At 45.4% G+C, this 14130-nt stretch carries 13 protein-coding genes; 7 read left to right on the forward strand and 6 right to left on the reverse strand.

Annotation, left to right across the window (positions count from 1 at the left end):
* Window positions 1-63: 63 nt before the first annotated feature.
* The 4 genes from MMG82_RS06060 to MMG82_RS06075 form a co-directional block, all read right to left on the reverse strand.
* Window positions 64-621, reverse strand: coding sequence for a hypothetical protein (locus MMG82_RS06060; protein ID WP_241406619.1), 558 nt, complete (start codon window positions 619-621; stop codon window positions 64-66).
* Between the two features lie 129 nt (window positions 622-750).
* The gene (locus MMG82_RS06065; RefSeq protein ID WP_144346579.1) at window positions 751-1788 is read right to left on the reverse strand and encodes an acyltransferase; all 1038 of its coding nucleotides are present in this window, start codon (window positions 1786-1788) and stop codon (window positions 751-753) included.
* 1 nt (window position 1789) lies between these two features.
* The gene (locus MMG82_RS06070) at window positions 1790-3187 is read right to left on the reverse strand and encodes a hypothetical protein (RefSeq protein ID WP_241406614.1); all 1398 of its coding nucleotides are present in this window, start codon (window positions 3185-3187) and stop codon (window positions 1790-1792) included.
* Window positions 3188-3358: 171 nt separating this feature from the next.
* Entirely contained in the window at window positions 3359-3709 is a 351-nt protein-coding gene (locus tag MMG82_RS06075) for a YkvA family protein (RefSeq protein WP_037413772.1), read from the reverse strand.
* Window positions 3710-4165: 456 nt separating this feature from the next.
* Here MMG82_RS06075 and MMG82_RS06080 point away from each other — a divergent pair, with 456 nt between their 5' ends.
* The 7 genes from MMG82_RS06080 (at window position 4166) to MMG82_RS06110 (ending at window position 12454) form a co-directional block, all read left to right on the forward strand.
* A complete protein-coding gene (locus MMG82_RS06080) occupies window positions 4166-5128 on the forward strand; it encodes a LysR family transcriptional regulator (protein WP_144375660.1) in 963 nt (320 codons plus the stop codon).
* A 210-nt stretch (window positions 5129-5338) separates the two neighbouring features.
* Window positions 5339-6775, forward strand: a complete 1437-nt coding sequence (locus MMG82_RS06085) for a disulfide bond formation protein B (protein WP_037413776.1) — start codon at window positions 5339-5341, stop codon at window positions 6773-6775.
* 111 nt (window positions 6776-6886) lie between these two features.
* A complete protein-coding gene (locus MMG82_RS06090; protein ID WP_241406615.1) occupies window positions 6887-9088 on the forward strand; it encodes a molybdopterin-dependent oxidoreductase in 2202 nt (733 codons plus the stop codon).
* Window positions 9089-9099: 11 nt separating this feature from the next.
* Complete coding sequence (locus MMG82_RS06095) at window positions 9100-9648, forward strand: 4Fe-4S dicluster domain-containing protein (RefSeq protein WP_203432354.1); 549 nt, start codon at window positions 9100-9102, stop codon at window positions 9646-9648.
* Window positions 9645-10277 (forward strand): molecular chaperone TorD family protein, encoded by a 633-nt coding sequence (locus MMG82_RS06100; protein ID WP_172590235.1) that lies wholly within the window; start codon window positions 9645-9647, stop codon window positions 10275-10277. Before MMG82_RS06095 ends, MMG82_RS06100 begins: the two co-directional genes overlap by 4 nt.
* A gap of 9 nt (window positions 10278-10286) precedes the next feature.
* The gene (locus MMG82_RS06105; RefSeq protein ID WP_037413783.1) at window positions 10287-11252 is read left to right on the forward strand and encodes a formate dehydrogenase subunit gamma; all 966 of its coding nucleotides are present in this window, start codon (window positions 10287-10289) and stop codon (window positions 11250-11252) included.
* Window positions 11253-11407: 155 nt separating this feature from the next.
* Window positions 11408-12454, forward strand: a complete 1047-nt coding sequence (locus MMG82_RS06110) for a porin (protein WP_241406616.1) — start codon at window positions 11408-11410, stop codon at window positions 12452-12454.
* A gap of 46 nt (window positions 12455-12500) precedes the next feature.
* On the opposite strand, the gene MMG82_RS06115 is transcribed toward MMG82_RS06110, so the two are convergent.
* Together MMG82_RS06115 and MMG82_RS06120 are read right to left on the reverse strand one after the other, a co-directional pair.
* Entirely contained in the window at window positions 12501-13259 is a 759-nt protein-coding gene (locus MMG82_RS06115; protein WP_241406617.1) for an AraC family transcriptional regulator, read from the reverse strand.
* A 17-nt stretch (window positions 13260-13276) separates the two neighbouring features.
* Complete coding sequence (locus tag MMG82_RS06120) at window positions 13277-13825, reverse strand: YbhB/YbcL family Raf kinase inhibitor-like protein (RefSeq protein ID WP_055647895.1); 549 nt, start codon at window positions 13823-13825, stop codon at window positions 13277-13279.
* Window positions 13826-14130 lie beyond the last annotated feature (305 nt).

The raw sequence follows: 14130 nt of genomic DNA on the forward strand, positions 1-14130 counted from the left end.
ACCGCTTTAAGAAAACCTCTGAACTCGAAAAGCTCAGAGGTTTTGTTTTAATTACGCTTTAACCTACTCATGTCCCCAAGGAACTGGCGGTAAAGGCTGCGGTTGGGTTAGATCAAAATCCACTTGAAAATGACGAGCTTCCCGAGTGAGTAAATAACTGAAGGTGTTTGGCGTAACTTCTATATGCCACACATTGGTGACAGACTGGGTTAGGCCATTTTGCATAAAGTTATCAATCGATGCCTGATCGATGGGAAATGATTGCTTTTGACTGGTTCCCATACTGGCGGTATCGCCACCATACATAGTGACTTTATCTTCAGTCCCATCTTGATGGCGGTGATCGTGCTTTAGCCTTAACCCCTGATCCGTTTTAGTGATCACCCAAGTACGGGAATGGTCGTCTCCCACATGGAATGGGATTTTCAGCTCAGTATCGCTGCATTCGCGCACATGCATCACCAGCGCTTTATCACGAAAAGCCGCATCGGCGCTGTCCTTTGAGACGACTTTACCCGCAAACGCTTTACCGCAATGGGCGGCTAATTGATTGAAGAAAGTCTCTTGTTCTACGGCAAGTACAGGTTTGGAAGTCGCATTGGCAAATACTGGCGTTGCCATCCATAGGCCGACAATTCCAAGACGTGCTAAGGTGATAGTTTGCATTATGTTTTCCATGGGAAATTCAATGCAAAACACGCTAACACAGGGGAATAAATTTAAACTTAATTCCCCTGTGCTTGTGAAGGATTACCAACCGATGTAAAGACGAGAACGGTTACCTAAACGTTTTTTGATAAAGCGTGCCGTGATAATACTACCCACCATCAGGAAGAGAAAAATCGCTGCCGAGAACAGAATACTCGTGATAGCAGACCCAGGCGGAAAACGTAAACGGAATATCGTTGCAGTGGTATTAAACAACATATCGAACAGCGGATGGATAAAGAAAATCGCAAAACTCATTTCGGCGATTTCGATAAGCCAAGGTAAGCGACTACGTTTTGACAACCAATCACAGAAGTTAAGCACCAACACACACAGGCTCAGTTTTTGGATAAACTGCCAGTCGATGCCGTTATATTCAAACGGTGCTTTATGATAGTTACCCACATGCTGCACTATATAACTCTGTTCGACCAAGCTCACGATAAGGAAAATCCCTGCTAGCGCACTTAAAATGGAACCATAGCGCGACACAAGATGTTCATCTTGAGAATATAAAATACCAATCAAATAGAAAGGCATAAAATAAACGACTGAATGAATAAAGTTAACGTTGCCTATGGGTCTGTGGAGCAAAATGGCCGCCACACAACTCAGTACAAATAGCGTCCAACGCATTTGCTGTGAGCAGCGAATAAACCATAAAAATACTGGCGACAATAAAAACACTGCCATGATAAAAGGGATATACCAATGCGGGTACAAGATGTAACCATTTCGTACGGTATAAAAAATACTGAGCAACAACTGTTCAAGTGGCTGATGCTCCATAAAAATCCAGCGCAAACTCAAGCAGAATAAGCCAACAGCAGAAACCACTAAGAAAGGATAAAGCACATTTTGCACTTTATTCTTCATGAACTTACCGTAATCGAAGTCCTTATAAAAAATCCGATGGAAAAAATAACCAGAGATAAACACGAACAGCGCCGTGCCACCTCTGAGTAAATTTTCCAGCAATAACGGAAACCCTTCCTCAGAGTTGTAAATACTATGCCCAAGCACGATAAAAATAATCGCAATGCCACGCATGTAGGTAAATTCGAGCTGATTTTTTCTCATATTAATTCATCGCACAGTAGAGGGTTCTTCCCTCAACAACACTTGCAGAAACCCTTATTGTTCCGTGGATTTCCGGCTCATTAAACACCAGATACTGACCTTCGCGTTGGAAGGTAAACCCCAAAGGTAACAGAGTTGCGGCTTCAATGCCCTCACAATAATTTTGCAAAGGCACATCCAACAAGGGGCTACCACTGACATTTAAGTTACTAAATTGCACACTCATCCCTAAATAAGCCTGAGTCATTTCCTCTTGATAAGGCACAACATAAAACCCGGAACGAACTTCCCCCACATCCATAAAACTACTGCTATCGCTTACGCTCGGCATGACCAATAGTGGCACCTTGGGGTCCTGCACATCTCGCAATAGCTGAGCCAATTTTTGATCAGTCGACGGATAGTAAGCCAGCATATCTTGCAGACGTTTCTTCTGTGCACTATTTTGCCCAACCGGTGGAGTAATCGGCTTAATGCGACCCAGTAGTAAATCCACAGGCAACATGCCCGACATCACTGACTCTTTCCACACATAGGCATCTTGGGTGCTATCTAACAGTATTCCCGCAAGTGCGCCGATATTCTCAGCTTCGGCCGTCCAACCGCCAAGCATTTGCAGCTGTTGATAATAATCCTGCACATATTGCAGCAGTATCTGTTGATAACCGAGATAGGTTTGGTTTTGGCTCAGGAAGCGCGCGCCCGCAATCAACTCAACGTATTTTGCACTGCCTTCGACTAAATCACTCACATAACTGACTTTATCTTCGTTAGGCGCCGTTTGACGCCATGCCTGCAACCAGTAAGCAGCATGGCCTAAGTACAATGCTTGTTGCTCGGGCTGTTTTAAGGCTGACATGAGCGAGTTGAATAACTGAAGACGGTAATAGCGCGCATCAAAATTAAGCGGGTAGACCTCCCCTTCATAGCGGCGAGCGTCCTCTAATACACGCCACTCGGATTGAGCGTAAAAATGAAACGCCTCATGCACACTATTGCCAGCCCAAATCACGAAAGGCAAATCGGCAGTTTTTGTCGTACTATCAAATTGAATCGTGGGAGACTCGAGCTGGATCAACACACCAGCCAACCCTTGATACTGAGGAAAACCAAAATTAACTGATAGACCAGAGTGAAGGTTAACTGACTCTAACACACTGTTGTCTTTAATAATCTCACCACCGGGCTGACGTAACCAAACACTGCCCGCATAGCTGAAGAGGTGGACTTTATCGTCGAGACGAAATCCCGGCCACAGAGTTTCACTCTGACGACTAGTTTGAGCCATAAAATCGAGGTACAGACGAGCGAGTTGTTCTGGCGAGGCCTTATCGGCGAACACGGGAGTGGCGGCAGAGACTCCTATCAACCACAGGATCACCACCATAATATTTTTCATTTATTTGCCTAAACACACACAATGGGTTCACAAAACAGCGCTAGCATATAGCGCAATTGCGTAATAGTGAAACGTTTAACAGAAAATTTTTTTACCCTCAAAAAACTAAGCCAACTCATCTTCATTAACCACTAATAAAATCATATTTTTAAGGTTTAATGCTCAGAGATATCAGGATTTAGGCGTTGTCGGCTCATCGCCAAACCACAACGCTAACTTAGCCGCAGCCAGTGATTTAACCTCATCATCAATATAAAGCGTTACCATAGTCAACGCCGCCGCTAACGCCCCTAAATCATCAGTAAAACCGACTAACGGCGTTAAATCGGGAATCGCATCTAAAGGCGAGATAAAATACGCCAAGGCCCCAAAAATTACCGACTTGGCCCACGTAGGTGTATTAGGCTTTTGCGCAGCATAGTAAAGCCACAAAGCACGCTCAACCACCTCACGCCCAGCCTGGCGACCAAACATTTTGATTTTGTTCCAAAAACCAGTTTCAGTGAATTGCTCTTCTGCCATAAATACCTCCTGTTAAGTGAGCCCTAAATGCGATACGAATACTGCAACTCATAGCGACTTTTCTAAATTAGCAAACCTCTAGCATTAAGGATAAGTAACCACACTTTTGCTTAAGAATAAAGCAAGCATTCGTTCTGAAATCACGCTTTTATATCGATGGTTATTTAGCCTAACCCATCCTCCTACGACACACCAATAGACAACACAAGTACGAATGTCACAATTTTTTATCTCGACATATCTTTCAACTTTATTCCTGAACTCATTCACACATTCACTAATAAAACCCAGAAAAATTAAATTTCACCATCAGAAATAAGGTTATTTCAATCACTTAAAAACAGGATGAAACTCATAAATAACAGAATTAACCAGAACATAATGCCATATTAATCTTGGCAACAAGCCTACAAAGAGCTCATAGTGATATGAAAATAAAGCCAAGAACTTACCAAAATGAAAATAGATAATCTTAATTACCTTCAGCTTAGAGTATTACTTTCCGTTTATAAAAATGGTCAAGCCAATATAGCCGCCACAGAACTTGGTCTATCAAACTGTAACGTCACGCGTACATTAAATGCACTACGCGATATATTCATGGACTCACTATTCATTCGTAAATCACATGGATTAATTCCAACTAAAAAGTTAGAAGAGCTCATTCCGCACGCCAAGTATCTTGTTGAACAATATCAACTACTCGAACGTCAACATTCTGTTTTCACTCCAAGTGAATCTGGTGGCCATTTTGTAATACGCGCCTATGACGAGTTTGTTTATGCTGTTCATAAAGTGATCTCAAACTATATTCAACCTGAAGCACCCAATATTAGATTCGATGTCCGTAGCTTAAGTCACGATTGCAACAATGAGTTAATAACAGGTGATATTGATTTTGTTGTTGTGTACGAAGGCTTCGATGATAGTCGACTTAATAATGAAATCTTCTCCGAAACTGGAGATATCTACATCTTAGCCAATCATAATCACCCCATTCTTGAGGGTGAAATGTCATTGGAACAACTATCAAACTATCCACTGTTAGAGATTGATAACTATAACGATCTCAGTTGTCCGCTATTGGTTAACCTTTGTCGTGACAATGGATTACAAATGGATGTGGCGGGTTATACCGACAGTGTAGCAACCGCCATGCAACTGCTCGCTCAATCTAACAGCATCACGTTAAGTTGTAATCAATTTACTCGTCAATTTGTCGACATGATTCCCTCGGTTAATTATCGAAGATTAACAGATGAAATGATTAACGATATTAAAGAAATCCGCAGTGAACAAAGAGCAGTTGGAAATTACATTCTCTATGGAAATATAAATAACTCACCAGCATTCAACTGGGTTAAATCAAAACTCGTTTATGGATTAGAGAGAGAATGGCGATTAGCCTCAGCTAATTAAGAGATAAGTCACACGTCAATAAAGAGGTAGTTAATGGAGTTCACACTTTTTTGCATCACGGCATTTGCCGCTTATCTGGTGTTAAAAAAACCAGAAAAAGAGTCGCTCGCAGACAAATTATTATTTGGTTGCATTGGTTTAAGTTTCTTCATTTGGATAATGATGTCTTGGGGCATTTTACTTCCTATCGGCAATTACTAAAGGGCTACCATGAAAGAGCATTTATTTAACAAGCTAGCTTCATTTGCTTCTATTATTATCATGGCATTACCCGTTGGTATTGCTTGTTTTATTTTCGGATTTATTTATTTAGATAACCCTTGTGCTTTCTGCTGGCAAGAACGTACAGCCATGATCTTAGTGGCGCTAACAGCCCTCTATATCGTTCGCTTTGGCCTAAAACCTAAATATATCGCCGCGTTAGTTTGGCTTGGAATATATGGTGCCTTTATGGCCTCAGTTCATACCTCGATCAATTTAGGCAGTGATATTGGCCAAGGTTTTTCACTGAAAATCATGGGAGCTCATACCTATACTTGGGCGTTATTCGTGTTTGTCGTCGTGCTTATTGTGGTGGCATTACTCATGCTCACACTTGGCAATAAGTTCCCGAATAACGGCTACGGCAAGCAACCACTCGATACGCTTCCTAAGGTTGCCTGTGGGATATTCCTAGTCGTGATCAGTGGCAATATTGTCCAAGCCTTTACGCAAACGGGCCCCCTTCCCTTCGTAGGTCAAGATAGCCCTGGCCGAGTCTCTTTTAATCCTCAATACATGAGTTGGGAACTCGACCACTGGCCAACTTATGCACCTAATGCTCGCGGTGCTTACGCCATTGATAATCCTGATATTGAGACTTGGCAACCAACTGAACCGCTATTTGCTAAGGCTCCTAGAGCGAAATTAGTCGCTGAACAAGTGCTGCCATCGGAGATAAGTGGACGTGTGACTGCCATTGACTATCAAGCTGACGCAGAGATTTATGCCCTAACGACAACAGATAATTGGGTCTATATCCTTGATAAGAAAATGCAAATTCTCAGTAAAGCGCAGATTGATGGCATGTATATGCTGCATATTGAAACGCTTCATGGGGTTGCCTTTACTTCCGCCAACAGCTTGCTGGTGATGGGCTTCAATAAAGCTTGGGCGGAATTAACTCTCGATCCAACACAAAACTGGGAAATGAACTATCGCCGCTTCAACCAAAGTAGCGATGGCATAGGTGAAACCGCTCGCGGCCAGTTCAGCACAGTACGCGCTAAAACCAGCTACAGCTTGGCATTGGGTTACAGCAGCACACTCGCACAATTTGTCACGGTTACGACCCGCGATGCACTCAACGAACACTTAGTGTTATCACGCTTTGACCGCACAGATATGACGCTCTCTGCCGAATCAAATTTGCAAGGACTCCCTGCACTACCTCAAGTAACAGGCATCAGCGTTCAAGGCGAGCAAGCTTGGGTCCTCAACAATGACGGCAGCGAGGTACTTAAGCTCAATCTGCTTACTGGCGAAGTAACACCTATGGCCAAACTGGCTGGCACGAACAATCCGCAAGGACTGTTAGTACAGGATGGCAAACTGTTGACCATCAGCCTGATCAATGGGCAAAACCAACTGCAAACCTATGTGATGTAAGTAATTTCGCCCTGGGATTCTCTCGGGGCATGCCGATTTCCCGGCGATATAAAAGGCACAAAGCCAATAATCAAAACGAACCTAAGGTTCAAATCATGGTGGGTGATGACGATGAAAATCGATAGACGCACGTTTTTACAAGGAGCTGCAGCAAGCGCTGTACTGTCCTCCCTGTCAGGCTTAACCCCCGGCATAGCACATGCCAAGCAACAAGGCGCCAATACAGGTCTATTGGCAAAACGAAATGGAGATGTTGTTTATCATAGTTGTTTACGCAACTGTGCAGCCCGATGTTTACTCAAGTTTAGAGTGCAAGATGGTCGCATGACCTATGTATCCGGGGCAGAAGAACAAGCTAAAACAGGTTTAGCTCCCTGCTTGAAAGGTCAAAGCTACGTTCAGTATACCTATGCCGCCGACCGGATACTACATCCAATGGAGCGTGTAGGTAACAAAGGCGAAGGTAAATGGCGCCGTATTAGTTGGGATGACGCCTACAGTAAAATATCTAGTCGTTTCAAACAGATCATTGCAGAGCACGGTTCAGAGGCCATTCTTCCCTATAGCTATTCTGGCAATTATGGCGCCATTGGAATGTCCGCTTCCGGTGAGCGTTTCTGGAACCGTATCGGCTCCTCTATTCTTGAACGTAAAGTCTGTACCTATGCCGCCTATGATGGGCTCGAATCCTTGTATGGCACCTTCCTCGGCCCAGATCCTGAGGATATCTTACTCAGCGATGTGTACCTCACCTGGGGACATGATGAAGTTGTTTCTAACACTATTGCTATCAAACTCATTAACCAAGCCCGTGACCGCGGCACCAAGCTGTTAGCCGTCAATCCACAGCGAACCCCTTTATGTTCACAGGCAGATATTTACCTACAACCTCACCCCAGCACAGATGTACAACTCTGCGCGGGCATAATGAAATATCTTGTAGAGAAAGATCTTGTCGATCATAAGTTTATCGCAGAGCAAACCATTGGCTACGACGCCTTATTGCAACGCTTGAACGAGATCAGTTACGACGAAATAGAGAAGATCACAGGGGTTCCTCGGGCAAAAATGTTTGAATTTGCCAAGGTGCTAGGCGAAAACGAAAAAACCATGTTGCGTATGGGCTATGGTTTCCAACGTAACTTTAACGGTGCCCGTATGTCACGCGCCGTAGCCATGTTGCTCGCCGTTACAGGAAACTTTGGTAAACGTGGTAACGGATTAATTTACGATAACGTTCATGCAGGTGGCGGACTCAATCAGTATCAAGCGAGCGGTAAATATATGCGCTCCAATCCTGATGCGCAGCGGATCAATATGACGGAGCTAGCCAAGGCGCTACATCCTACGCATCCCACCAGCCATGACAAACCGAGTAAACCCATCCACGGCATGATTATCTATAACGGTAACCCTGTCGTTGTGGCACCGGATACCAATGCCGTTATCGAAGGGATGAAACGGGAAGATCTGTTTGTGGTCGGCCATGATATGGTCATGACTGACTCATTGCAGTACTGCGATATTATCCTGCCTGCGGCCAGCCAATTTGAAACCGATGATATCGTCGGCGACTACCACGGCTACTATGTGCAAGTTTGTCAGAAAGTCATTGAACCTTTGGGAGAATCTAAGTGTAACTGGACCTTCTTCCGTGAATTAGGCCAAGCCATGGGATTTGAAGATCCCGCCTTCAAAGCCAGTAACGATGACATCATTCGCGAGTTGTTAACGACCGATTCGCCTTACTATAAAGGTGTCAGTTACGAGCGTTTGATGAAGGAAAAATACATTAAGTTAGACATTCCCCAGCCTGTACTCGCCGATGGTAAATACGATACGCCAAGTGGCAAGATTGAATTTAGTTCTCAGCTCATGGCCGATGCAGGTTTTCACCCTGTACTCGATTGGGGTTTGCCCGAAGATGAGATGGAAGCCAAAGAAAAAGCACTTCCCTTCCGCCTACTCTCATCAGGTGTTCCACAGCGGGTCAATAGCTCCTTCTACAATGTAAAATACATTCGTGCCATTCCCGCCTACTACGTAAAAATCAATCCTGAAGATGCAAAAACCTACGGCATCAAAAACAACGACAGAGTTCAACTCAGTAATCACCGCGGTGAGGCCAAGTTTGTAGCCATGATAACCACTGGCGTACCTCAAGGGACCTTGATGAGCCCTAAATGTAATTGGCTCAGACTCAATCCTAACGGCACTGAGGGTTGCACTAACTCATTGACGACAGACAGATTGACCGACATGGGTGGTTGCTCTGCCTACCATTCAACCCGCGTGTCTTTGGCTAAAGCCTGATGGAGAACCCCATGGAAAATAAACATCAACTCGGATTCGTCTTCAGACAAGAAAACTGTGTTGGCTGCCAAGCCTGCACTATTGCCTGCCAAATCCACAATGAACTCCCAGAAGACGTACGCTTTCGTAAAGTCGACAGATACGAAGTGCCGTGCGATGACGGTGCAATAGACGTATGGCTAAGCCACTCCTGTATGCACTGTGGTAATCCAGCCTGCTTAATTGCTTGCCCTGCCCAAGCATATACAGTACGCAGTGACGGGCTCGTCGTACTCAACCGCGACAAGTGCACAGGTTGTGGCCTGTGTGTCAGTGCCTGCCCTTACGATGCCGTCGTCATGCTTAAAACTGATGGTAAAGCCGCTAAATGCAATATGTGCATTGAACTGATCGACCAAGGTCTTAAGCCTGCGTGCGTCGATGGCTGCCCCGTAAAATGTCTCGATACCGACCGTATCAATCAGTTACTCGCTCAAAAACCTTCAGTCTCTAAGCAAGGGATTGGTTACGGTAACTGCGTCACCAAACCTAACATGGTCATTGTTAAGGAGCGGCTATGACATCAACGGATTTTGGTCCAGTAGCGGCAGGTTATCAGGCGTTCAAGGGAATGTTGTTCACCCCTTCGTCTCCCGAGACCCTGCAACTGCTGATCACTTGGTTAGAGCATAACCAGCAATATCCCATGCTGTTGCAGGAGGCTCGTAAATGGTTGACTGAGCCGATAGAGCTCGAATGTGACTATAACCGCATGTGTATAGGACCGACACGCTTGTTAGTGCCCCCCTATGAGTCTGTGTATCGCGATGGGGGAAGGCAACTCAACACCGACAACACCAGTACTGTGGCCAAGTTTTACCAAAAACTAGGCCTAGTAATAGATAACAAACTCAATGAACCTGCTGATTATATTGGCAATGAAATGGAGTTTCTCTTCTGTGCCGAAGCCCTACGCCATCACCATAGCAATACCAACCCCACAATAGCCAATGAGTTGAACCAGATGGCACAGTGTTTTTTACAACAACATCTCGGTACTTGGTTTGAATATTTCACAGACGGAATGTCACGCCATGCTCAGCTCAAGTTTTGGGACTGCTATGCCAAGGCACTAGCCGACTTTTTGGCGAACAGATTAAATATTGCAGGGGCCCATGCCCCATCTGAAAAGCCTCGACTCGATGCTTAAGGATATAATATGAAAAGATTAATCACTGTTATCACTAGTCTTACTGCTGGCATTTACAGCTTACCGTTACTGGCGAGCGAAACGTTAATGCCCCAACCTCAACAATGGCAACCCATACAGGAAATCGCCGTTCAAGGGGATATTCCTGAACTTCGTGGAATGCCACTACAGCCTGAGTTTCCTGCGCCCTTGGCCCAAGTCAATCAAGGCTATCTCGAAACGCTCGCTCCTGCGACTTGGTGGGCCGATCTACTGACCTACAGTTTCTTTGGGATGTTTTTCGTCTTAGCCCTGTTTGTTTTAATCAATGGCAAGGCAAAACTGACTCAAGGTTTCTCTGGCCATAAAGTCAACCGTTGGAGTGGAATGGATATATTGTTCCACTGGATAGGCGCAATCGCTTGCCTACTGCTGATCGGCACCGGACTGGCGATGATCGCAGGCCGTTTTTGGTTAGAACCGAATATGGGAGCAGAACGTTGGATCGGTTTTATCGGTAGCTCTGTAGCCATTCATAACCTTATGGCCTTTCCCTTTATATTAGGTTGGTTAGTTATGGTGGTGAAATGGGCCAACAAACAACTCCCTGAAGCCTGCGACTTAGGCTGGTTTAAGGCGCTCGGCGGCTACCTCAACTTCGGCTCGTTCAAAGGTAAGCACCCTGATGCAGGCTTTGCTAACGCAGGCGAAAAACTCTGGTTCTGGTGTTTTGCCCTGTTTGGCGCTCTGATGATTGGCTCCGGTGTGGTCTTGATGTTCCCAAGCTTGGTCGCAACCAAAGATGGCGCCAATCTCGCCTTAATCCTGCATCTCGTGAGCGCTTTCGTGCTAGGGGCATTTACCGTCGTACATATCTATATGGCAACAGTGATTTCTGAAGGCGGTATGGAATGCATGCTCACGGGACAATGCGATGAGAACTGGGCTAAGCAACACCACAATCTCTGGTTCCAGAAGTTACCTAAAAGCAAGTAAAAGCTGACGACTTGGGGTCACTGCAACTCCAAGTGAGTCAATAACGCCAGTATCCCCCCATTCGGGGGGAATCACCCACACCCATGTCCGCGATCTTTAAGGTCAGGGCTAGTTGCATCTTAAAAACCCGTTACACCCTAAAATAAGGGGAAATTATGAATAAAACCTCACTACTGCTACTCGGTCTCACGCTGCCTTTTGCCACTATGGCCGCAGAAAATAGTGATTGGGAACAACTCGATCGCCGCCTACAACACATAGAACAGCAACAAACAACTCAACTGCAAAATACCGAACTTAGCCTCTACGGCTCACTGAGACCCACGCTGGTCTACAGCGATAGTCGTTTGAGCGACGATTGGGATGTCGGAGATGCACTCTCACGTATAGGGATTAAAGGTAAAACTGAATTCGCTCCCGGCTGGGCATTGCTGGCACAGGGGGAATGGAAAATAAACCTGAACGGTGATGGTAGCTTTGGTGATGCACGCTTAGCTTTTGCGGGCATAAGCTCTCCTTGGGGACAATTCACTCTCGGCCGTCAACGCCCCGTACAATATAGCCTAGTCGCCGAATATACTGACATCTTCAATAATGCCAACTCGCCTTTCGCCTACAATCAGGAGAGTCCTTTCTTTACGGATAATCTCGCGCTCTATCAAACAAAAATCGGCTATTTTACCCTTATGGGATCCGCGCAATTTAAGAGCGAAGAGGCCAACAGTGGTGCCGATATGCTGAACGCAGGGCTTGGCTTTGACTGGCAACAGTTACACCTAGGGCTAAGTTACCTAGAACAGGATACTTTCGAGTCCAATCTTAATACTGGCAAAGAAAATACTACTGGCTTTGCAATGGCTTATAGCTTTACCAATGGTGTCTATCTTGCCGTTGCCTATCAATATAAGGACTACCAACTCAATCAAGGCGAAGACAGAGAGGGCTATAGCCTCGATAGTGCACTCGCCCTGCCACTCGGCCAGGACTATAAGCTTAAGCTGGGTTACTTCCGATTCGACGATGGGATAAACGACTCAAGCAGTCTTAACTATCAAGGCGTTAATACCACAATAGAGTGGAATCCCAGCGCCAATGTGCGCCTACATGCAGAATACTTATATCAAGACAATGACAACCGAGATACAGATAACAGTATCGCTATCGGGGTTCGCTACGACTTCGATTTAAACTGGAAAGGTTAACCAAAACCCAGCCAAGGATGGCACTCCTCTCAACTGCGCAGATTGCTCATAAGGTACGGCGATACGCGGCGGGTGTTAGGCCGAAGGTTTGTTTAAAGCGTGTCGAAAATTTTTCTGCTGACAAGTACCCGCAAGACAATGCGACTTGTAAAACTGAATCGCTAGAGTTTTGCAACAGTGCTAAACCTTGGCATAAGCGCACTTCGGCGAGCAATTGCCTAAAGCTAGTGTCTTCCTGCGCCAGTTTACGTCTTAAACTTGCACTGCTCATATGCAACTTGTCGGCGATTTCCTCTTGCTGCCACGGGGCTGAAGGATGTTGACTCAGTATTGCCAATACGGCTTGGGTGACACTCGATTGCTTATGCCCATAAAGCCAATTAACACTCCTTTGCTGCGGCAAACTTAACAATAATGCGGCTAAATAATGCATCTGCACCGATGTGGGCAGCGCCAAGGTCAGGCTATGCAGTAACGCATTCCAGGCAAAATCGACCGAGCGTGAGATCGTTTGTGTAGGCTTTGGCATCATCCTATCGGTTGCCGCCAGCGTAACGCCTGAGGGCAACTCATAGGGCAAGACGAGTTGCACCGCTCGGTAACGTCCGCTCATCGGCCGATTGACGAAACTGATATGGCTTCCGGCGGGTAACAATAATAGCTGTTCCGCATTCACGGCGAGGGTATCATCTTGCCAAAGCAACGACTTTTCCCCTTGGATCACTCTAATAATCGAGGGCTGATGCACAGGCACCCGTGAGAGTGACTGCGCCTGTTTCGAATCGTATTCAAACATGCGGATCATACATCAGCCCTGTAATATCAGCGGTGATACACTGCGGTCAGCTTAGCGTGCCCTAAAGCTTGTGCATTGAGCATAAAGCCTAACAGCGCGGGTGAGGCATCCTTAGGTAACTCTAATGGCGACGGTAGCGCCCACACTGTAAATTCATATCGATGCATTCCGTGCCCCTGTGGCGGACAGGCACCACCAAAGTCGGTGGTGCCAAAATCATTCTTTAGCGCAATCGCCCCTTTAGGTAATGCATTGGCTTTAGAACCCGCACCTTGCGCTAATTGCTGTTGATCGCCACCAATATTATAAACTGCCCAATGCCACCAGCCGCTGCCCGTGGGTGCATCGGGATCATACGCCGTCACCGCATAGGCTTTCGTGCCTTCAGGGGCATCGCGCCAAGCAAGTTGGGGCGAAATATTTGCGCCTGTACAGCCAAACCCATTAAAAACAAATTGATTAGATAATTGCTGACCTTCGCCAATATCTTTGCTCGATATGGTCATGGCCTGCACCGACCCTAATACTGCGGTAAATAATCCAATTCCGACTATCCACTTATGTAAATGCTTCATCACAATCTCCAATTGATACGTAACACCGCTAATTTACGTCAGTCTTAAGTGGCAAACCTGCCTCAAAATGCCAATTTTCTTCCCTAAATGCTCAAAATTGAGAAAAAGTGTCGACTTTTTGTCATCTTTAAGCACTCAAGTGATTTTGTAAAGACTTCATCTGCATTTTTATGCAAGGATGGCGTACCCTATAAATCACCAAGCAAATTAATACTGTAGTTTGCGCGTAATTAGATATTTATTATTTATAAATTTATGCATTTTTAATTTTAAAAATAAACTGACAATATTTACTTTCGTTATTT

The organism is Shewanella sp. MM_2022_3, from assembly GCF_022557375.1.
GTDB classification, from domain to species: domain Bacteria; phylum Pseudomonadota; class Gammaproteobacteria; order Enterobacterales; family Shewanellaceae; genus Shewanella; species Shewanella xiamenensis.

What these genes read in the sequence shown, in the direction of transcription:
- MMG82_RS06060 (WP_241406619.1), bottom strand. Translation starts at nt 621, where the DNA reads ATGGCAACGCCAGTATTTGCCAATGCGACTTCCAAACCTGTACTTGCC.
- MMG82_RS06065 (WP_144346579.1), bottom strand. Translation starts at nt 1,788, where the DNA reads ATGAGAAAAAATCAGCTCGAATTTACCTACATGCGTGGCATTGCGATT.
- MMG82_RS06070 (WP_241406614.1), bottom strand. Translation starts at nt 3,187, where the DNA reads ATGAAAAATATTATGGTGGTGATCCTGTGGTTGATAGGAGTCTCTGCC.
- MMG82_RS06075 (WP_037413772.1), bottom strand. Translation starts at nt 3,709, where the DNA reads ATGGCAGAAGAGCAATTCACTGAAACTGGTTTTTGGAACAAAATCAAA.
- MMG82_RS06080 (WP_144375660.1), top strand. Translation starts at nt 4,166, where the DNA reads ATGAAAATAGATAATCTTAATTACCTTCAGCTTAGAGTATTACTTTCC.
- MMG82_RS06085 (WP_037413776.1), top strand. Translation starts at nt 5,339, where the DNA reads ATGAAAGAGCATTTATTTAACAAGCTAGCTTCATTTGCTTCTATTATT.
- MMG82_RS06090 (WP_241406615.1), top strand. Translation starts at nt 6,887, where the DNA reads ATGAAAATCGATAGACGCACGTTTTTACAAGGAGCTGCAGCAAGCGCT.
- MMG82_RS06095 (WP_203432354.1), top strand. Translation starts at nt 9,100, where the DNA reads ATGGAAAATAAACATCAACTCGGATTCGTCTTCAGACAAGAAAACTGT.
- MMG82_RS06100 (WP_172590235.1), top strand. Translation starts at nt 9,645, where the DNA reads ATGACATCAACGGATTTTGGTCCAGTAGCGGCAGGTTATCAGGCGTTC.
- MMG82_RS06105 (WP_037413783.1), top strand. Translation starts at nt 10,287, where the DNA reads ATGAAAAGATTAATCACTGTTATCACTAGTCTTACTGCTGGCATTTAC.
- MMG82_RS06110 (WP_241406616.1), top strand. Translation starts at nt 11,408, where the DNA reads ATGAATAAAACCTCACTACTGCTACTCGGTCTCACGCTGCCTTTTGCC.
- MMG82_RS06115 (WP_241406617.1), bottom strand. Translation starts at nt 13,259, where the DNA reads ATGATCCGCATGTTTGAATACGATTCGAAACAGGCGCAGTCACTCTCA.
- MMG82_RS06120 (WP_055647895.1), bottom strand. Translation starts at nt 13,825, where the DNA reads ATGAAGCATTTACATAAGTGGATAGTCGGAATTGGATTATTTACCGCA.